This is a genomic window from Halomonas sp. SL18_1, from assembly GCF_055755715.1.
Window position 1 is genome coordinate 3,053,988 of the sequence record NZ_JBVTRK010000001.1, and the last position, 18,676, is coordinate 3,072,663.

Annotated in this window: 19 protein-coding genes, 3 pseudogenes and 1 riboswitch; all 22 genes and pseudogenes read right to left on the reverse strand. The window is 59.7% G+C overall.

Features of this window, described 5'->3' with window-relative positions; all coding sequences use genetic code 11:
- Positions 1–859: 859 nt before the first annotated feature.
- The 22 genes and pseudogenes from ACSJDS_RS15545 to ACSJDS_RS15650 all read right to left on the reverse strand — a co-directional run bounded on the left by ACSJDS_RS15545 (position 860) and on the right by ACSJDS_RS15650 (position 18,513).
- Positions 860–2,218: an IS1380 family transposase gene (locus ACSJDS_RS15545; protein ID WP_473034048.1), complete on the reverse strand. Its 1,359-nt coding sequence runs from the start codon at positions 2,216–2,218 to the stop codon at positions 860–862.
- An 83-nt stretch (positions 2,219–2,301) separates the two neighbouring features.
- Positions 2,302–3,126, reverse strand: a complete 825-nt coding sequence (locus ACSJDS_RS15550; RefSeq protein ID WP_473034049.1) for a hypothetical protein — start codon at positions 3,124–3,126, stop codon at positions 2,302–2,304.
- 44 nt (positions 3,127–3,170) lie between these two features.
- A complete protein-coding gene (locus ACSJDS_RS15555; protein ID WP_473034050.1) occupies positions 3,171–4,208 on the reverse strand; it encodes a hypothetical protein in 1,038 nt (345 codons plus the stop codon).
- Between the two features lie 103 nt (positions 4,209–4,311).
- The gene (locus ACSJDS_RS15560; protein WP_473035046.1) at positions 4,312–4,545 is read right to left on the reverse strand and encodes a DUF2326 domain-containing protein; all 234 of its coding nucleotides are present in this window, start codon (positions 4,543–4,545) and stop codon (positions 4,312–4,314) included.
- Positions 4,546–4,565: 20 nt separating this feature from the next.
- The gene (locus ACSJDS_RS15565) at positions 4,566–6,008 is read right to left on the reverse strand and encodes a hypothetical protein (RefSeq protein ID WP_473034051.1); all 1,443 of its coding nucleotides are present in this window, start codon (positions 6,006–6,008) and stop codon (positions 4,566–4,568) included.
- Positions 5,995–6,228: an ABC-three component system middle component 6 gene (locus tag ACSJDS_RS15570; protein ID WP_027854179.1), complete on the reverse strand. Its 234-nt coding sequence runs from the start codon at positions 6,226–6,228 to the stop codon at positions 5,995–5,997. Before ACSJDS_RS15570 ends, ACSJDS_RS15565 begins: the two co-directional genes overlap by 14 nt.
- Entirely contained in the window at positions 6,215–6,763 is a 549-nt protein-coding gene (locus ACSJDS_RS15575) for a hypothetical protein (protein ID WP_473034052.1), read from the reverse strand. The genes ACSJDS_RS15570 and ACSJDS_RS15575 overlap by 14 nt, the downstream gene beginning before the upstream one ends.
- A 4-nt stretch (positions 6,764–6,767) precedes the next feature.
- Positions 6,768–7,022: a hypothetical protein gene (locus tag ACSJDS_RS15580; protein ID WP_473034053.1), complete on the reverse strand. Its 255-nt coding sequence runs from the start codon at positions 7,020–7,022 to the stop codon at positions 6,768–6,770.
- 124 nt (positions 7,023–7,146) lie between these two features.
- Positions 7,147–7,659, reverse strand: coding sequence for a DUF4145 domain-containing protein (locus tag ACSJDS_RS15585; protein ID WP_473034054.1), 513 nt, complete (start codon positions 7,657–7,659; stop codon positions 7,147–7,149).
- A gap of 295 nt (positions 7,660–7,954) precedes the next feature.
- Entirely contained in the window at positions 7,955–8,188 is a 234-nt protein-coding gene (locus ACSJDS_RS15590; RefSeq protein ID WP_473034055.1) for a hypothetical protein, read from the reverse strand.
- Positions 8,189–8,648: 460 nt separating this feature from the next.
- On the reverse strand, positions 8,649–8,900 hold the full coding sequence (locus tag ACSJDS_RS15595) for a hypothetical protein (RefSeq protein ID WP_473034056.1): 252 nt from the start codon (positions 8,898–8,900) through the stop codon (positions 8,649–8,651).
- Positions 8,901–8,975: 75 nt separating this feature from the next.
- The gene (gene cobO, locus ACSJDS_RS15600) at positions 8,976–9,587 is read right to left on the reverse strand and encodes a cob(I)yrinic acid a,c-diamide adenosyltransferase (RefSeq protein ID WP_473034057.1); all 612 of its coding nucleotides are present in this window, start codon (positions 9,585–9,587) and stop codon (positions 8,976–8,978) included.
- A 10-nt stretch (positions 9,588–9,597) separates the two neighbouring features.
- Positions 9,598–10,929, reverse strand: coding sequence for a cobyrinate a,c-diamide synthase (locus tag ACSJDS_RS15605; RefSeq protein WP_473034058.1), 1,332 nt, complete (start codon positions 10,927–10,929; stop codon positions 9,598–9,600).
- Between the two features lies 1 nt (position 10,930).
- Complete coding sequence (locus tag ACSJDS_RS15610; protein ID WP_473034059.1) at positions 10,931–11,698, reverse strand: ABC transporter ATP-binding protein; 768 nt, start codon at positions 11,696–11,698, stop codon at positions 10,931–10,933.
- An 82-nt stretch (positions 11,699–11,780) separates the two neighbouring features.
- Positions 11,781–12,787, reverse strand: a pseudogene (locus tag ACSJDS_RS15615) (FecCD family ABC transporter permease).
- A complete protein-coding gene (locus ACSJDS_RS15620; RefSeq protein WP_473034060.1) occupies positions 12,768–13,463 on the reverse strand; it encodes a cobalamin-binding protein in 696 nt (231 codons plus the stop codon). Before ACSJDS_RS15620 ends, ACSJDS_RS15615 begins: the two are co-directional and overlap by 20 nt.
- Before the next feature lie 203 nt (positions 13,464–13,666).
- Positions 13,667–15,488, reverse strand: a pseudogene (locus tag ACSJDS_RS15625) (TonB-dependent receptor domain-containing protein).
- A gap of 124 nt (positions 15,489–15,612) precedes the next feature.
- Positions 15,613–15,859, reverse strand: a riboswitch (cobalamin riboswitch).
- Between the two features lie 35 nt (positions 15,860–15,894).
- Positions 15,895–16,191, reverse strand: coding sequence for a bifunctional adenosylcobinamide kinase/adenosylcobinamide-phosphate guanylyltransferase (locus tag ACSJDS_RS15630; protein ID WP_473034061.1), 297 nt, complete (start codon positions 16,189–16,191; stop codon positions 15,895–15,897).
- Positions 16,188–16,334: a hypothetical protein gene (locus tag ACSJDS_RS15635; RefSeq protein ID WP_473034063.1), complete on the reverse strand. Its 147-nt coding sequence runs from the start codon at positions 16,332–16,334 to the stop codon at positions 16,188–16,190. Before ACSJDS_RS15635 ends, ACSJDS_RS15630 begins: the two co-directional genes overlap by 4 nt.
- Complete coding sequence (locus ACSJDS_RS15640) at positions 16,286–16,921, reverse strand: histidine phosphatase family protein (RefSeq protein WP_473034064.1); 636 nt, start codon at positions 16,919–16,921, stop codon at positions 16,286–16,288. Before ACSJDS_RS15640 ends, ACSJDS_RS15635 begins: the two co-directional genes overlap by 49 nt.
- A pseudogene (cobS, locus tag ACSJDS_RS15645) lies at positions 16,873–17,630 on the reverse strand (adenosylcobinamide-GDP ribazoletransferase). The gene ACSJDS_RS15640 and the pseudogene cobS overlap by 49 nt, the downstream one beginning before the upstream one ends.
- A gap of 61 nt (positions 17,631–17,691) precedes the next feature.
- Positions 17,692–18,513 (reverse strand): Fic family protein, encoded by an 822-nt coding sequence (locus ACSJDS_RS15650; protein ID WP_473034065.1) that lies wholly within the window; start codon positions 18,511–18,513, stop codon positions 17,692–17,694.
- Between the last annotated feature and the right edge of the window lie 163 nt (positions 18,514–18,676).

Consider the following 18,676-nt stretch of genomic DNA (forward strand, 5'->3'; position numbering starts at 1 on the left):
GTCCGACAACATGCGCTTGTTAGGCTCCGTTGCGCCATATGCCTCGAATTTAGCTTGCTGTATTAAATAGATATTTTCTGACATTCTCGACATAACCACGTTGCAACCACTCATCCCTTCCAGAGTGCAATTCGTCGCCGGAAATTTCGAGCCCAAGAATACAGTGTACTAGTCGCTCGTTTAAAAGAGACAAGTGGAGGGTCGCAACAGCTAGCCCTTGGTGATGAACCTTCCCAGGACCTCGGTGAGCTAACTTATTTCTGATATTTACAAGGCCTTTGTCTCCCCTGACCTCCCAAAGATCAGAGCTATTAACAGCATATTTTTCAAACAAGTTACAAATGTTCTCGGTTACAGGCGGAACGCCTACCTCCACTTTTCTAGCAAAGCCGTAGATACGCTCCGACATATCTGAACAATCCTCTTTAAAAGAGGCTGCAACGCTGCGTAACTCATCTACCGCTCTAGTTTCGTCTTCACTAAGTGGTTTCGGGGTTGAGGACTTAACAGCGATCGATTCGAGGTCTCTGAACATCGCCATAAACCACTCACTATCACCGATTTTTGTGACTGGACGAAGGCTATAGCACAAAGCATCTACAAATTTCCTCTCCTGATCATCTAGGTCGTGCCTGATTCCGTGAAGCCAGCGCCGACACTTCCCCTATCACCGCCAGTGCGCATTTTTTGACCTCCGATTCCGTCTCAACTGCCCAATGCATGCCGGTGATGGCCGACCAGGGCGGCGTTGACCGGCGACGGCAGCCCGTTTTGACATGCATAGCTACCCGCCGGGCACGGTGATGCTGGCTGCCGGTGACCGTCAGCCCTCTACGTGATGTCGTTGTCCGACAGACGATCAGCATGGTGTGCCTCGGGGATAGCGAAGGCGGCATCGCAGGGTGTTCAACACCGTCATGCGCCCGATGTCCTGCCCGAAGTCGAGGATGACCTGCCGTGCCTTGTGGATCACGAGAGCCGCGCGATGTACCAACTCTTGGAGCACGGTGCGGATCCGGCGCCGCTTGGCGGGATGGCGCACCGGGCTCAGCTCGCCGGTCATGCCCATCTGGCCCATCAGCCGCAGGATGTTGTAGGCCAGCTGGGCGAGGTGCAGAATCAGATCATTGGTGGCGAACTTTCCCGACGGCAGCCGCTCCAGGTCGAGATCGGTCTTGATCTCGCTGTGAAACTGCTCATGAGTGGCATGCGCCTGGTAGCGTTTGATCACCGCCTCCGGCGCCTCGTCCAGGCTGGTCCACCAGCCTTCCAGCTCATACTCCGGTTCGAGCAGTAACTGGCCATCGTGATCGGCGGTGCGCTCCACCAGGCGCATCACGCGCTTGAGCTCGTACTCAGACCGACCATCGCGGATCGAGACGGTCTGCGTCCATAGTGCCTGGCGCTTTCCGGGGCGCAATTCTTCCCAATAGTCCGCCGCCACGGCCAGCCAGGTGTCCTGATCGGCCGTGGCCGAGTCCCGCGGGTTCCATTTGACGAGGTAGTCCAGCCGGCGGCCCTCCTCGGCAAAGGCCAGCCGCTGCCGTTCGAGAAGGGCCAGGTGCGCTTGGCTGTCGAAGCCGCTGTCCTCGCGCAGCAAGATAGGTCGCTCGGTCAGGCCTTGGGCGCGGGGCAGCACCCGCTCCAGGAAGGCGTTGCTCTCCTTCATGGTGTGCTGCTTGCCGGGACGCAGTTCCAGGCCCAGACACCAGCCTTCGTTGCCCAGGTAGGCGGCGATTGGGGTGTAGCCGTCGACCTTCTTGTAGGTCCGCGAGACGCCTTCCTTCTTCGAGTTGCTGTTGTCCATGACGAAGGTGTCGATGTCGAGGCAGACATGTGTCGTCTCGGCGGTGATCGGTGCCTCCACCAGCGACAGCAGGATGGTGGACCAGGTGGCGGTGCGTGCCTGCAGGTCGTTGGCGGCAAGCTTCTCCAGCCGCTGTCGCAGCGTCGCCGTGCTGGGCACCTTCTGCAGGGTCAGCAGTTGCTGGAAGGGCTTGTCGCGGCGGAAGTTTTCGATGGCATCATAGTCGCTCATGCCCAGGCACAGCAGGCCCAGGTAGCTCTTGACCACGTCGCTGGTGCGCATGCCCAGCGTGGTGGGGAAACGGCCGTCGATGCTGTCGACGCCGGCGATCTCGAAGCACTGCCCGATGATGGATAGCCCGGCGTGGCTGGTAAGGGTGCGGCGACTGGCGCGGAATTTGACGTTGGGCATGGATGGAACTGTCTGGGTGAACGGAGATATCCGCTATATTGCCATTCAGGTCAGTGAGTTAGAAGCATTTCGGGTGGCTGACCTCACGGATTCAGGTCGTGGTAAGCCTCGAGTGCATCCTCCATACGCTCGGATAGTGAGTGGATGCTAACCAAGTACCGTTTTGGCTCAACGCTTACGTAATTCGTTCGAGACGGCTCCAATGGATATTGCCAAAATCGCTCGTGCGCCCCCTCGTGAAAGGCTTCCCACCCAAGAACCATGATTTTCTGGCGGAAAAACAAAGACATCAATCTTAAGACGGAATCGATACCTTCCAACATTTCGTGCGGACCTATTTTGCCATTTGACGGCGTAGCCTCAAGCAAAAAACCCGTTCTCGATAATAAGCCTTCTGTGCCCTTAAGACCGGCTGATGCCCAATAGCGTTTTAATCGGATAAGCCCAAGCTTCGGGCATCGAAAAACCGCTAATTCTTCGAGCATTTCCTCACTGGGCTTCCAACTACCAACATTTTTCAACATGTCCGGACTAGAGATGTAAATGTTGAAAAGGCTAGTGGATTTTAAAAATTCTCTCACAACCCGCATGCTCGAAATATGAGTCAGTTCGATTGGTGCTGCCCCGTGAAGCCTTGTGGGATATATCGAAGTGGGAAAATTCCGATACCAGATATCACAGAGTTTGAATCGGAACGCAGGGTCACTGCAAACTAGGTTTAATTCACAGGGGTTCTCAAAACTTCTGATTGGCATCACGGAATGAGGGATGGATACTTCAATATCAGCCTTATCTCCCCATATCGTTGAAAGCACAACCTTGCAGTCAACAGATAATTTTCTGCCAACCGAATCCGTCATTTCAGCATCGAAAGAATACGCTTCTTTGTGGTGGTTTAGGTCTTTCATTGATTTTGGGTCCGGATCCTAACGCTTGCAGCAGGGGCGCGACGTCAGGAGCGTCCCTTGCCTGCACTTGTTAAATGTTCTCCCCACCCCTTCATCGAGCCATCCTGCCATACATATTGGCTATAATTCAGCGGAATATTGTATTGCGTCCTGAGGAAATCAAGATAGCACTGATCATTCCGCGTCATCGGAGCATCCCCCATAATAACGAATTCACAATTTTTCTTAACCTTTGGATAATGAGCATACTCCAACAATTGCCCTATCGCGTCCCGCATGCAGCGTTTCGCGGTAGGCTCGGTCTTTATCTCGATCAGAGTAGTACTACTATCGGTGTCAACAGAGAGATCGACGTAGTTCCGTTCGTAAAATACATTTCCCGCCCCGAAATAGCCGACAAGAAGATCATAAACCCGATTCTGTAGTCTTACATGGGTTGGATCATACTCGCTGCCCTCTTGCGCCGCTCGCTTCCGGGATTTTTCTGACCGTTTCTTCTTGCTATTCGACGCACCTGCCGCAGTATCGCTGATGGATGGGAGCACCCCATCCCAGTTGAAAGGATGGTATCGGGAATTCCTTGAAATCGTATGCGTCGGGTCAGCAACTAACATAGGATCGAATAACTCGACATCTTCCGGTCTGAACCGAATGTTAATCACACCGCCTTCATTTAATCCATCGGCATTAAACGGTCCGACACCAAGGGCTCGGCAATCTTTCTCCATTTGCTTGATCCAACCACGCTTCTTAAACTCACGAAATATATCCTTGGTTTCGGACAAGTTTGGAATATATACCTCACGGATCACACCCACCACTAGGCGATCTTTGTCTGGGGTTACCGTGTAAAGACAAAGAGAAGTAGTGTCGCCAGCGTATTTCGCGTGGAACTTCCCTATTGGCTGGACGAATCCGTATCTGTAACCGTTAATCATCCATTCATAGTTAAAGAGCCATTCTTCGTGCCCATATCCATTCTGGGCCACATAACTATCACCTGTTTCCAGTTCTGCTGCTTCCCCTGTAGGTCGCCTCCATCCGGCGGTATTCCAGCAGATTCGGCACAGCTTCATTTCCATGGATTACTCCATTTAACGCCCGCATTTGCGGCTGGTTTGTAGCGCAGCGGAAAGCCAGTCCGACAACATGCGCTTGTTATAAACCAGCTGCGATTAACTTCACCTAAATCCTAAAAAATTTGTCGTTTTCGGAAAGTTCAAGAATAGTAGATTCTTCTTTAAATATATCAAACCTTGTGTCAGCTAGTTTGTCGCTTAAAAGCGCTACAACGTATTGTCCATCCAAACTATCAGCCTGTTTAAAAATATCAAAAACTTGGTTAACATCTACATCCTCGATACTATCGTGAACCACAAAAGAGGGACGCTTAATATGAGTCGAGCTTACAAATTTAATGTAAGCAAGGTCGAATGCGCTTAACTCTCCTTTCTTTTTCCTCCGGTTGGATTTGGCGAAATATTAGCTATATCAAACCTGCATTTCTCAGTATCTAGATCAAACTCTAAATCAAAAACATACCTGTCGCCATAAAAATATTTGCTAAGCTCTCCAAAGTACTCATTAAATATCTCTACATTACTATCAAGATTTTCAGTATTTTTTGATATTTCTTGAACAACCTTAAGTTTGCTATCTTCAAGTGAATTAATTTCGGAATTCGCATCTTCAATTTTATCCAGCAATGCCGATATGCCAGCAATTTTCTCCTTAATCTTCGTCAAGTCGTTGTACAGTATTCCAATAGACTTAAGCGTGTCTGGTTCCTTTATGTGTTTAAAAATTCCAGACTCAATCCTATGGAGAGAATCAATCTCGTTCCTTAACCTTTCTTCCTCTTCCTGGTATCTCGACATATCGTTTTCCAGGAGGTTCAATTTATTAGAGATGACTTTGTTGTGAAATACTACAAGATCTTCAAATGAACGCTTTAGCCCATCGCTGATAGCAACTCCTGCCTCAGCGTAAATAGTCGCCAGCTCTTTACCATCGACACTAGTCGCACTTTCTCTGACCTTAACAACAGACTTATTCAGGTAGTTTAATCGGGTTTTGATCTTGGAATAACTAATAGTTAGATCAGATATTTGATTTTGAATGCCCACGAGTTCCCTTACGCTCGAGTCTTGACTCCCTGAAAAATCGAACTCGTTAATCTTCTTTTTAATCTCGTCTTCTTCAACCTTTAATGGCGCAATCATTCTTTGTAATGCGCTTTCTCTATATGGGTTCCTATAAGCAGCCAAATGTTTTTTCTTGGTTCTAATTCTATTATTCAAGCTGGCCTTTTCCTTCAATAGATCCAACCCAGAAAAACCGAATAGAAATAGATATACCTGGTCATAAACATCAGGCTTCGTATTGCCATGCAGAAACCTTGTAGTGTTCTGCATCTTATCATTAGTGTTTCTTATAAACTTATGAGAAATGTTTCTTATCGAAGGCTTATCATCTGTTTGACCAAAAATTTGTTTCGCCACAAGGTCTATATAATCACTCTTTTCACAAATTCTAGAGTCAATATAATAAATTGAAGCTTTTGGATCAGTTGTTAACGTTCTGGCTATCTTATGACTTTTCTGATCGAAACCTTCAAATTCAAGCTCAACGTATATCGTATTATCGTTTATAAACCTAAACACAACCGGGATTGGTTTGCCGAATTCGGCTTCGGTATAAATATCCTCACCTGAAGAAAGAAACAAATAGTCTAGTAATCTTGAAGGTGTAGACTTACCAACACTATTACCGGTACCTCCTGAACTAGAAGCCGAATTCAAGATTAAATTTAACCCCTTTTTAAATGGCACAGATCTAATCAGCTCGCCATTTTTATAGACAGACAGCCTAACTAACTTCATACGTAATATTTCCTTTTTCGCTCAGGCGAATAGCCCCAGCGACAAATAGCCAATCCAGTGTATATACAAAAACGTCATAGGACGCGTAAAACTCTGCCCTAACATCTTCAAACAAATTTTCTATCTCAATTTCTGTATAGTCATGTTCGGCCATCCTGTTTAGGATAAAGGCGCCGATATTTATAGGATTTAGTTTTGGGTCGGAGTCAATTGTGATCATTTGGGTTTTCCAAAACTATACATTCGATAATACTATAACTTGTTATCAAACTTACGCCGTAATCAATATCTTCTTCAAAGTAGCCATTTTTCAAATCTGATGAATTTTTAACGAATATTTTAGTCAACAAAATCACTTCATCCACGACTTGGTCAGAATTAGCCTTAAGCTTTTCCAAATCAAAGGGCTTAGTGTTGATTGAGTATTTCTCCAATACTCGATTATAGAAGATTTTCATTTGCCTTTTTAATTTTGCACTGCCATTTAGAATGGTCTGATTCAATGCTTCAATTGATTCATCAATTAGCAAAGATGATTGTATATACTCTTCTATAATCCATTTATGGCCTGTTAGATCATTGAAGTCGACCTTCACATCTATTTCAGCTGGGTCTCTATCTAAATTTATATCTGATTGATCACTTGTTGCTATAATTTCAATCAGCTTTCCTAAGATTGAGGGGCGAGCAGAAGCGCTTTCATCGAAAATCGTAACAGGCCCATGATTGTCATTAAACGTTACGCCTTTTGACATTCCTTTAGCCTCTATTGTCAATGTTTACTGGGCCAGAATTTTCCTGAAAGTACTGTGACTTTTCGCCCTGACTAACCTTGTTCTCATTTCTCGTATTTGCCTGAAGGTTCGTGACTTCAATCTGCAAATTCTTTACCTTCTCTTCAGCCTTAGACCTGCCCAAATATTGAACAATTGCAATTATTGCAGCCAAGAAAGAGAGCAAATATCCAATTATTCCGACAATTGGATTTGATAGAAATGAAGAAATTAGGTTCATACTTTCTATTCCTATTTCATAGCCGACATTCTACGGTCGACTTGGTTTATAACGCTTGCAGCATGCGCGCCCACGAAATGGAGCCGAAGGCGCAATGTAGTGGGCGTCGCCGTGCCTGCACTGGTTAGGACTTTGTACCATTTAAGTCCTCAATCTTGTCGTGTAGCTCTTCGATTCTTGCTGGCAGCACGAAAAAGTATTCGATCAATTCCTCTGCCAAATCCAGCATCAATTGAGAGACCTCCTGTGTCGGCTCGGCTTCCAAATCGAAATGCGCACCCAGGTTCCCTCCCTTTCGAATAGCATCTGCAATCTTCAGTATCGGTTCCGAAAGATCCTTCGTTTCGGGAAGCTTTGCTACTTGCTTAGCTAGCGGAAGGGACTGGTATTCCGTTGGAAGTAAGGATTTTGTTACCCCCTCCAGAAGCCTGCGAGTTAGTACAGCTGTCGCCCCCCACTCTTGGGTATTGAATACATTTACCGCTGAGACATAAGCTCGTTTGAGCGGGTCATCCAAACCCTCACCATCAACAATTTCAGGGAGTGCCTCTCGTCCTGGCGGTTTTGCATGTATGTAAAGCTGCTCGTCACTGGCAAGGGTTCCCGCTTCCCCTTTATGATTCAGCAAGAAGAACATGGCAGGTGTTTGACATGCCGGGCATCGAACTACCGCTGTTCTTGTGTTCTGTGGCGCAGGACTCCATTTCGCTGTCGCGAATGAGACTAGGCGCCCGCAGTCCGGACACTGAGAGTCGATCGACGACGGCAGAAAAACGGAAGATTCCTTTTTCCACCTTGGGATCTGATCATTCGACAGCCGATACATAGATAGTCCTAACGCCCGAGCACAGCGGCACGAACAGCGTGAGTGTCCAGCACCGCAGGTGCGTGCTGATGCGACTGGTTATGTGAACGATTCAAATGAACCCGCCTCATCCAATTAAACTGTCGATGCCATCAGCTTCAATGGTTCGCTTCACTTCATCTAGCGCGGCTGCATCAGTCTCAAACTCGTCATCCCAGACCAGTGAGCTATTTGACTCATCGATAACTTCCAGCATCCAGCCACCCTTGTCACCGCGATAAATATCAACCTGGACGGTTTTACCATCCACGGTGATTGGCTGCGACAACGGGCTCATCTCAAATTCAAACTCTTCTGTCATGACTTAACCTGTATACGATAAATAGTTCACATAACAGCTGTATTATATAGCGTCTCGATATTCCACTTGAACGCGCACGCACGTTCAACAATGTTATGCTGCGCGATCGAACGCATTCCATCCTATTGAAAACACTAGACATTAAGTATAGCTCGGCAGTATAGCACCAATCATCGTGCATGCTGTATATCCCCGATGAACCTGACTGCTGCCTTTGCCACCACGACCGCTCTGAGTCGATATCTGCCAATCGCAAGCTCCCTGCCCTGCTCGGTATGGATTTTCCGATCTGTGGGCACGCTACCGCCAGGCAGTACCGTTTGGCACCGCCATCTCGCTACGGGCCGCCAGAATCGCCTGGTAGAAACAGCAACCCCCTGCCCGGATACACCCTGTAACGCCCAGCCTACTAAAGATGACTTCGGCATGCCCACTGGAATCTTGAGCTTTCTGCGGCATGCTATGGCTGCTTGAAGACTCGGGGATTGTAGGTCGCCGGGATCGACTCGATGAGCTGCAGGCGCATGATTTCCTCATGCCGAGGGTTCACGACGGCGATCGGCTCCAGCCCGCCGGGCACGGCGCAGCTCGGCACCTTCAGGATCAAGCCGCTTGCGGCGCGGAGCCGCTCGGAGCCGAGGGTCTGGGTCGCCACCGGATAGGGGAACGCCGCCCAGCCCTTGGGCAGGGAGGCCAGCCCCCAGGTGTCCATCGAGACATCCTCTGCCTCGTAGACCCCCAGACGGCAGGCGACAGCAAACGGGCTACTTCCTGATGATGTCCCACCCTACAGCTCGATCCCCTTCTGCGCCTTGACGCCCTGCTCCTTGAAGGCGTGCTTGACCACCTTCATCTCGGTGACGGTGTCGGCCAGCTCGATCAGCTGCTCGGGGGCGTAGCGGCCGGTGACCACCACGTGCTGCATGGCCGGCCGCGCCTGCAGGTCGTCGAGCACCCGGTCGAGGTCCAGGTACTCATGGCGCAGGGCGATATTGAGCTCGTCGAGCAGCACCAGGTCGAAGCTCGAGTCAGCGAGCATCCGCTGGGCCACCTCCCAGGCCGCCTCGGAGGCGCGGGTATCGCGCTCGCGGTCCTGGGTGTCCCAGGTGAAGCCTTCGCCCATCACGTGATACTCGACGCCCGGCACCTGGCGGAAGAAGGCCTCCTCGCCGGTCTCCCGCGTGCCCTTGATGAACTGCACCACGCCCACCTTCATGCCGTGGCCGAGCGCACGGGCCAGCATGCCGAAGCCGGAGCTGCTCTTGCCCTTGCCGGGGCCGGTGAGCACCAGCAGCAGGCCCTGCTCCTTCTGGGCGCCGGCGATGCGCGCCTGCATGATCTTCTGCTTGGCCGCCATGCGCCGGGCATGGCGCTGGGGATCCTTGGCTCTGTCGCGCATGGGGGTCTCCTCAGTCCTTGTCCTGGGTGAAGCGCAGCGGTTCGCCGCGGAAGATGGCGGCGGCCAGGGCCGGCGCCGAGGGGAAGTAGCCGTGGAAGTAGCTGGCCACCAGCCTGCCCTCCACGAAGACCGGCTCGGCGGGGCTGCCGGCCAGGCGGCGGGCATGGGCGGCCGGCGTTAGCGGCGTCTCCAGCCGCGAGTGGTGGTAGGTGTGGCCGCGCAGCTCGCCGGCGTCCGTCGTCAGGCTCTGCAGGCCCAGGGCGCTGAGCTTGCCGGCCATGCGGGCGGTGCCGGGCATCAGCCCCAGCATGGCGTGCTCGTGCCCTTCACCGTCCACCAGGGTGTCCATGCACGCCATCAGCCCGCCGCACTCGGCCAGGATCGGCCGGCCGGCGCCGTGATGGGCGCGAATCGCGGCGAGCATCGGCGCGTTGGCGGCGAACGTTTCGCCGTGCAGCTCCGGGTAGCCGCCGGGCAGCCACAGGGCGTCGCAGCCGGGCAGCTCGCTGTCGGCCAGCGGCGAGAAGAAGCGCAGCTCGGCGCCCATCCGGGTGAGCAGGTCGAGATTGGCGCGGTAGAGAAAGGCGAAGGCGTCGTCGCGGGCCACGCCGATGCGCACCCCCTCGAGCCGCCGCGGCGGCGGCTCGGGGGCCTCGGCCTCGAGCGTCACCCTGGCCGGCAGGCGGTCGAGGCCCGCCTCCTTGAGCACCTCCGCGGCGGCGTCGAGCTGGGCGTCGAGCCCTGCCAGCTCGCCGGCCTGCACCAGCCCCAGGTGGCGGTCGGGAATCTTCATCGCCTCGTGGCGGGGAATGGCGCCGAGCAGCGAGAGCCCCGCCGGCATGCTCTCGGCCAGCAGCCGGCCGTGGCCGGGGCTGCCCACGCGGTTGGCGATCACCTCGTGGATGGCGAGCTCGGGATGGTAGTTGGCCAGCCCCTGGGCCACGGCGCCGAAGGTCTGGGCCATGCCCCAGGCGTCGATCACCGGCAGCGCCGGCAGCCCGGCCAGGATGGCCAGGTCGGCGCTGGAGGGGTCGCCGTCGAAGAGCCCCATGGAGCCCTCCACCAGGATCAGGTCGGCGTCACGGGCCGCCTCGGCCAGGCGCCAGCGGCACTCGGCCTCGCCGGTCATCCAGGGGTGAAGCTGGTAGACCGGCTGGCCCGAGGCCACCTCCTGGACCATGGGGTCGAGGTAGTCGGGGCCGTGCTTGAACACCCTCACCCTGCGTCCGGCATTGCGATGCAGCCGCGCCAGCGCCGCGGTGACCATGGATTTGCCCTGGCCGGAGCCGGGGGCGGTGATCAGGGCGGCATGGGCCTCGCCGCGAATCGTCGAAGTCGTCATATCACCTCACGGGTACGAAAACGGGGGCGCCGTCGATCTCGGCGGTGGCCAGGCGCTGGCCGTAGAGCCGCTCCAGGGCGGCGGGCACCAGCATCTGCTTTGCCGGCCCCCAGCACGCCTCGCCGTCGGGATAGAGCAGCAGCAGGTGGTCGCACCAGCGCGCCGCCAGGTTGAGATCGTGCAGGCACATCATCACCGCGCGGCCCTCGGCGGCCTCACCGGCGAGCAGGGCCATCACCGCGGTCTGGTGGTGCAGGTCGAGATGGTTGGTGGGTTCGTCGGCGAGCCAGATCTGCGGCGCCTGGGTCAGCACCGTGGCGACGGCCAGGCGCTGGCGCTCACCGCCCGAGAGGGTGCTGACCAGCCGCTCGGCCAGGTGCGCCACGTCGAGCCGCTCGAGGGCCCCCTCGGCCAGGCGCAGGTCCTCGCCGCCCTCCATCTGCCAGGCCGAGAGCCACGGATGTCGGCCGATCAGCGCGGTCTCGCGCACCGTGGCGGGAAAGCCGTCGTGGCGCTCCTGGAACACCAGGCCCAGGGTGCGCGCCACCTGGCGCCGGCCCAGCGCCGCCAGCGGGCTGCCGTCGACCAGCACCTGGCCACGGCGAGGGGCACGCAGCCCGGCCAGGGTGTGCAGCAGCGTGGTCTTGCCGGCACCGTTGGGACCCAGCACGCCCCACACCTGCCCCGGCTCGACGCTAAGCGTCAGCGCCCGGCCGTCGCGCCGCCCCGGCACGTCGATCACCAGCTCGCGGATCTCGAGGCGGTTCATCGGCGGCCCCCATGGCGCGGGTAGCGCAACAGGGCGCTGGGCGCGCCAGTCGTGACCCGATCCCGATTCGGTGCAGGTCGCATCAGCGGCTCCGGTAGAGCAGGTAGAGGAAGGTGGGGACGCCGAGCAGCGCGGTGATCACCCCCACCGGCAGCTGCTCCGGCGCGATCATCGTGCGCGCCAGGGCGTCGGCCAGCACCAGCAGGGTGCCGCCGGCCAGGGCGCAGGCCGGCAGGATCAGGCGCTGGTCGTTGCCCAGCACCAGGCGCAGCATATGCGGCACCACCAGGCCGACGAAGCCGATGCTGCCGGCCGTGGTCACCGCGGTGGCGGTGAGCACGCTGGCGACGAGGTAGATGGTCCACTCCAGCGGACGCACCCTGACCCCCAGGGCCGCCGCCTGCAGCGGGCCGCGGGCCATGACGTTGAGGCTGCGCCCCAGCGGCAGCAGCAGCAGGCAGATCAGCAACAACAGCGCCAGCGGCGGCCAGGGCGTGCGGGAGTAGGAGAGATCGCCCATCAGCCAGTAGAGCATGCCGGGCAGCCGCTCGGCGGGGCTAATCGCCAGCATCAGGGTGATCACCGCGCCCCAGCCGGCGGCCACCACCACGCCGGTGAGCAGCAGCCGCGAGGGTGTCCAGCTGCCGGTGCCGTGGGCCAGGCCGAAGACCAGCAGCGTGGAGAGAAAGGCCCCGGCGAAGGCGGAGCCGGTGATCACCGCCCCGCCGAGCCCCGCCAGCATCGCCGCCAGCGCCCCCACCGAGGCGCCGCCGGAGAGCCCCAGCACGTAGGGGTCGGCCAGGGGATTGCGCAGCAGCACCTGCATCAGCGCCCCGGCCACGGCGAGCAGGCCACCCACGGCGAAGGCCGAGAGCGAGCGCGGCACGCGCAGGTCGAGGATCAGGGTGCGGGCCAGGGGCTCCCCTCGCCGCGGGCGACCGCCCATACGTCGGAGAGCGACAGGGCGGCGCTGCCCACCGTGACCGAGAGCAGCAGCGCCGCCAGCCCCAGCAGGGCCAGCACGACCAGCGGCGACCACAGCGAGCGTCGGGGCATGGCCATGCCGGCCTCAGCGCTTGTCGCGGGCATGGTCGAGACGCTCGCAGAACAGGCGGCTGCCTTCCAGCAGTCGCGGCGTGGGACGCTGAATCAGCGACGGCGGCACAAAGTAGAGGTTGTCGCGTTCGATGGCGGTCAGGCTGGGGTACTGCTCCCAGTGGGTCAGCCAGCCGCGGTTCTCCTCGCCCATGCCGCCGGCGAGTATCGCCTCGGGGTCTGCGGCCAGCACTGACTCGTCGTCGATGCGTGGCACCAGCCGCGACAGCTCGCCGAAGACGTTAACGCCGCCGCACATCGCCACCACCTGGCCGATCAGGTGCTCGTCGTTGATGGTCATCAGCGGCTCGTCCCACACCTGGTAGAAGACCGAGACCGGCTCGGCGTCGGCGTAGCGCTCGGCCAGCGCCGCCATGCCGTCGCGGAACTCGGCGGCGACACGCTCCCCCTCCTCGCGGGTATCGGCCAGCCGCGCCAGGCGCTCGATGGCGCTGGACACGCCCTCGAAGTCGCGTGGTTCGATGTAGAACACCGGCATGCCCAGCCCCTCGAGGGTCTCCAGCTGCTCGGGCGGGTTGCCGGTCATCCAGCCGATCACCAGGTCGGGGGTCAGGGTCACCAGGGTTTCCAGGTCCATGCGGGTATGGCTGCCCACCGACTGGACCTCGCGGGCCTCGGGCGGGTAGTCGCTGTAGGCCACCACCGCCACCACCTTCTCCCCGCCCCGGCGGCGTAGACCAGCTCCGTCGCACCGGGCGAGAGCGCGGCGATGCGCTCGGCGGGCTGCTCGAGGCACACCTCCCGGTCACGATCGTCGATGGCGCAGAGCGAACCGGCACGCGCCTCGCCGACCACCGGCCCGGACAGGGCCAGCAGGGGACGGCGGAGCCAAGGACCCCGCCGAAGCGGCCGCTACTGGCCGAAGTGAACACTGACGAAGGCCGCGCGGCCGGCGTTGATGTAGTCACGAGCGGTCTCGTACTCCTTGTCCAGGGCATTCTCGACCGTCAGGCGGGCCGACCACATGGGCGCGAACGCCCAGCCTGCGCGCAGGTTGACCAGCCCGAAGCCGCTGATGCGATCCTCGTTGGCCGCATCGTCGTAGCGGTAGCCCTGCAGGATCCAGGAGCCGCCCAGCGACCAGTCGCCCAGTTCGCGGTCGACGTCAAAGCGCGCACTCTGACCGGCACGGCGCTGGATGCGGTTGCCCGCATTGGCGCCGCTGCGATTTTCCGGGTCGAGCCAGGTCAGCGCTGCCGCAAGCGTCCAGTCATCGATCTGTGCCCCTGCCGAGAGTTCGACACCGCGGATGCGGGCCTCGGCGATGTTCTGCGGCGCCCAGAGGCCGCTATCGGTGGGCGCCCAGGCGATCATGTCATCGAGATCGGTCTGGTAGGCCGCCAGGTCCCAGTACCAGGACTGATAGCTGCCACGCAGACCGACTTCGACCGTCTCGGACGTCTCCGCCTTGAGGTCGGGATTGCCCGAGTTCGGCCAGAAAAGGTCGTTGAAGGTCGGAGCGCGGAAGGCGGTGCCGACGCTGGCACGCAGCGTGTGAGCGTCGTCCAGGTCGTAGCCCAACGCCAGGCTACCGGTGACCTCCTCGCCATAGGCCTCATTGTCGTCATAGCGCAGGGCGGCCTGCAGCGCAAAGGGGGTGAAGTCGAGCAGCCCCTGGGCGAAAACGGCCGTGTTGTCACGGCGGCTCTCATCGAAATCCGTGGTGCCCGAGACCCGGTCTTCGCTGTACTCGGCGCCGGCGACCAGCTCGTGCAAGCCGAACGCCAGGGTGTTCTGCCAGCGGGCCGTCTGGGTGCGCGTCTCGATGAGAGAGGGGGATGTCGTATTGAAGGTGTCGAGTTCGTCTCGCGCCTCGCTGAGGGTCAGGCGGCTGGTCCAGCGGTCGGTCACCGGCAGCTCGGCATAGACGCCGGCCACCTGCTGGACGAAGTCGCTCTCGCCGCCGTCGAACTCGTTGCTGCCACGGGCCCTAAGCGCCAGCACGCCCAGCTCGCCCCACCGTCGAAGGTATGGGAGAGCCGCGCCAGGCCGGTGGTGTTGTCGTAGCCCTTGTCCTCGCCGTCGCGACGCACCGGGGTACCGTCGGTGTCGAAGCGGCTGCCGGCGAAGCTGTAGCGGGTGCCGCCACTGCTGCCGGAGAGGGTGGCGCTGTAGCGCTGGGTATTGAAGGAGCCGCCGCCCACCGACACGCTCGGGTGGGGGCCGCCCTCCTTCGCCTCGTGGGTGAAAAGCTGCACCACGCCCCCACCGCATCGGCGCCATAGAGGCTGCCTTTGGGGCCGCGGACGATCTCGGCGCGCTGGAACATGCGCGGGTCGAGATAGTGCCAGGCCGCACCGCCGGCCGTGGCGGAGCGCAGGCGAATGCCGTCGATCATCAGCACCGTCGATTCGTTGCCGGTGCCCCGCAGGTAAACGCTGCTGTTCTTGCCGAAGCTGCCGTTGGTGGTCACATCTACCCCCGGCTGACCGCGCAGCAGGTCGGTGACGCTGGTGGGGTCCTGGCGGCGCAGGGTCGCCTCGTCGAGCAGGGTCACCGAGGAGAGCGTCTCATCGGCGGTGCGCGGCGCCAGGGTGGCGGTGACCACCAGGGGGTTGAGCGCGACGGTGTCGGTGTCTTCGGCGGTGGTGGTCTGGGCCTGAACGGCCAGAGGGAGCGCGGCCAGGCCGAAGGCGGCCAGGCCCTGCGCGGCCATGTGTTGCTTGGTTTTCATTTTGATTCCCTTGCTCGCCGTGCCTACCCGCACGGTCTTCTCGGCGAAGCCGGGACGGCGTGAGGGGCGTCGAGAAGGGAGATGAACGGCAGCTTCTACCCTGCCTCGAGGTCGCCCACCGCAACCCGGCAATGTACCTCAGGCCGGTCTCCGGGCTGACGAGCGGAAGCGGCGTGAAGCGCCGGCTTCCCGAACGGCGGCCTTCCCGTGCCTGGGCACAGTGGCATCTCGGCCGTTCTTGTCTCGATCACCGTTGCGGGGGCAGCGTCGGAATGGCGGGCCCTTTGCCTTGGCAGGAGCTCCGCGCACCGACTTCCCGTTTCACCCCTGCGCTGTGACGCGCCTGGGGCACCTGAGAGTGCGCGTAACCTAGCAACACCGCCGGAAGCCGTCAACGCGCGGCAGCCTAGGCCTTGACCTGGGGCAGTGCCATGACGAGACCGTGACGCACGTACCACACCCGCTCGGCGCGGGCCGCGGCGTCCTGGGCGAGCCAGCCGGCCAGGTCGCGCAGTCGGCGCTCGCCGGCGGCCATGGGCACGATGCCGCGGCCCACCTCCGGCAGGATCAGTACCGTTTCTTCACCGCGGCGGCGCTCCGTGTCTCCCAGCCTGTCCAGCTCGGCGACAAGCCGCTGGCGCAGGGCATCGTCGTCGGGCTCATGGGCCAGCGCCGCCTCCAGCCAGCCAAGCCAGCCGGTCACCACCCGCACCGGGCCGGGGATTCCTGGCGACGCCCGTCGTCCAGCGGCCGGCCCGGCACCAGCCGATACCAGCTCGCCTCGGGAAAGCGCGCCGTTACGGCGTCGCGCTTGCCGGCGCAGGCACCGCCGATGAAGAGCTGCATTGCCATGCTCCCTGTTGTCGATGGAAGACGAATCGCCGCCCCTGGGCCTGACCGACGCTGCCCTCCCAAAAATCGAGGGTCTCGAAGCGGCGGCGCAGCTCGCGGATCACCCCGCCGTGGGTCACCGCCAGCACCCGCCGGTGCCCTTCGCGCCGCGCAGCGGCGAAGAGCTCCGACTGCCAGGCCTCGAGGCGAGCCCGCATCGCCGCCGCGGACTCGCCGCCGGGGGGCGCCCGCTCGCCCTGGCTGTCGATCCAGTCGCGGTAGGCCGGCCGCTCCCTGAGCGTTTCCCAGGTGTGTCCCTCGTACTCGCCAAAATCGAGCTCGCGCAGACGCGGGTCGAAGCGAGTCGCACGCTCGTCGACCTCCAGCACATGGGCCAGGGTCTGGCGACAGCGGGTCAGATCGCTGCAGTGAACGGCGTCGAAGCGCTCGCCGGCCAGGGCCTCGCGCAGCCGGGTCAGGTCGGCGAGCGCCTCGGGCAGCAGCAGCGGGATGTCGCGCTGTCCCTGGTAGCGGCGCTGGCGATTCCAGGCCGTCAGCCCATGGCGAACGACCACCAGCTCCAGGCGATCAGCAGCAGCCATAGCTCTCCTCCCTCGATGGCGGCACCCACGATATCGCCGTTGATGCCGGTGAAGGCCCGGGTCATCGCCAGGCCGTAGAGTAGTAGAAAGATCAGCAGGGCGCCGAACAGCAGCATCCACCCCGGCAGCAGCCAGAACAGCAGCGGCAGCGGCCATAGCGCCAGCAGCAGGTCGCGGTGACCCAGGTCCTGACGCCAGGCCCAGGCCAGGCCCTCGCGGCGGGCACAGGGCGCCAGTTTCAGCAGCGCCACGGCGCCGAAACGCGCCAGGGCCGGCACCGCCAGCAGCACGGCCAGGCTGACCCCGGCCTCCACCAGCGCCCACAGCAGCCCCCCTTCCAGGCCAGCAGGAAGACCAGCGCCAGGATGCCGAAACTGCCCACCTGGGGATCCTTCATGATCGCCCAGCGCTTCTCCAGCGGGGCGTTGCTGCCCAGGGCATCGGCCACGTCCATGACCCCGTCCAGGTGCAGCCCGCCGGAGAGCCCCACCCACAGGCTGAGCAGCGCCAGCGCCAGCAGCGGCGCGGGCAGCACGCCCTGCAGCAGCGCCGCCGCCCCGGCCAGCACGACCCCCAGCAGCAGCCCCACCAGCGGATAACAGCGCAGCGCCCAGCGGCGGGTGGCCGGCGTCCAGGGACACGCCACCGGCACCGGCAGGCGGGTCAGGAACTGCAGCGCCAGCAGCAGGCCGTAGGCGGCATCTTTCACGGGTATAGGCATGCAGGGCTATCGCTCCATCGGCAGCACTGTTGAGGGGAATCCCGAGTTATCAAGCATCCTTGTCGTTCTGCTCCGGGGCGTGCTCTTCGAGGTAGCGCCGGCCGCGCTCGGTCAGCCGATAACGCTGCTTGCTGCTGCGGGGCTTGTCGGGGATGGTCATTTCTATCAGCCCCTTTCCCAAGGCAGGCACTAAATAGGCTTTACGGAAATATTCAGCATCCTTCAAGGAAAGCTTCTCTTGAAGCGCCTGCCGCGACATTTCCCCATCCAGAACCCCGCACAGGCGAACTTCCGGGGTGACTTCCGGGGTGACTTCCGGGATAACTTCCGGGGTGACTTTTTCGGAGTCGGGACCAAGTCGCTCCCGCTCCCGCTCCCCCTCCTCAGCCATCACCTGCCGCGGAAAACGCAGCACGAACCAGTGCGGCGAGACCTCGATTTCTGGCTCGGCCACACCATACTCGGCGCACAGCCGGCGGATGCGCCGGATGCCGGAGCCGATATGCTCCACGGCCTCCATGCGGTGCAGCATGCCGAACAGCAGCGGGTTGCGCGGGATGCTCTTGATGCCCAGGTCCGCCTCGCTCATGCCAGCAGGCAGGCCGCCGGGGCTGACCACCTCGACCCGATCCTTGAACACATAGACATGCACATTGGCGGTGGAGCGGTAGTCGCGGTGCACCAGGGCATTGACCACCGCCTCGCGCAGAGCCTCCTCCGGCAGTTCGGGGCGCTCCTCGCGCTTCACGTGCTTGATGATATAGGCGACGTTGAGCTTGGAGAGCAGCCAGGCCATGGCGTCGTCGATCATCGAATAGACATCGCCGTTGAAGCCACGTCGGTCGAGGATATGCACCTTGTCGGTACCCATACACGTCACCTGTCTTCTACCTTACTTATGTTTGGCTCTTCGCACTTTAGCGTGAACATGCTTGCCAGGTTCTATGGTGGTAGGCGGCTCTGCCGGCGGTTCAACGCTTCAACGTAGGCGCCCCATGGGTAGCGCTGCGCGCTACTTCGCAAGCTGAAGCTCC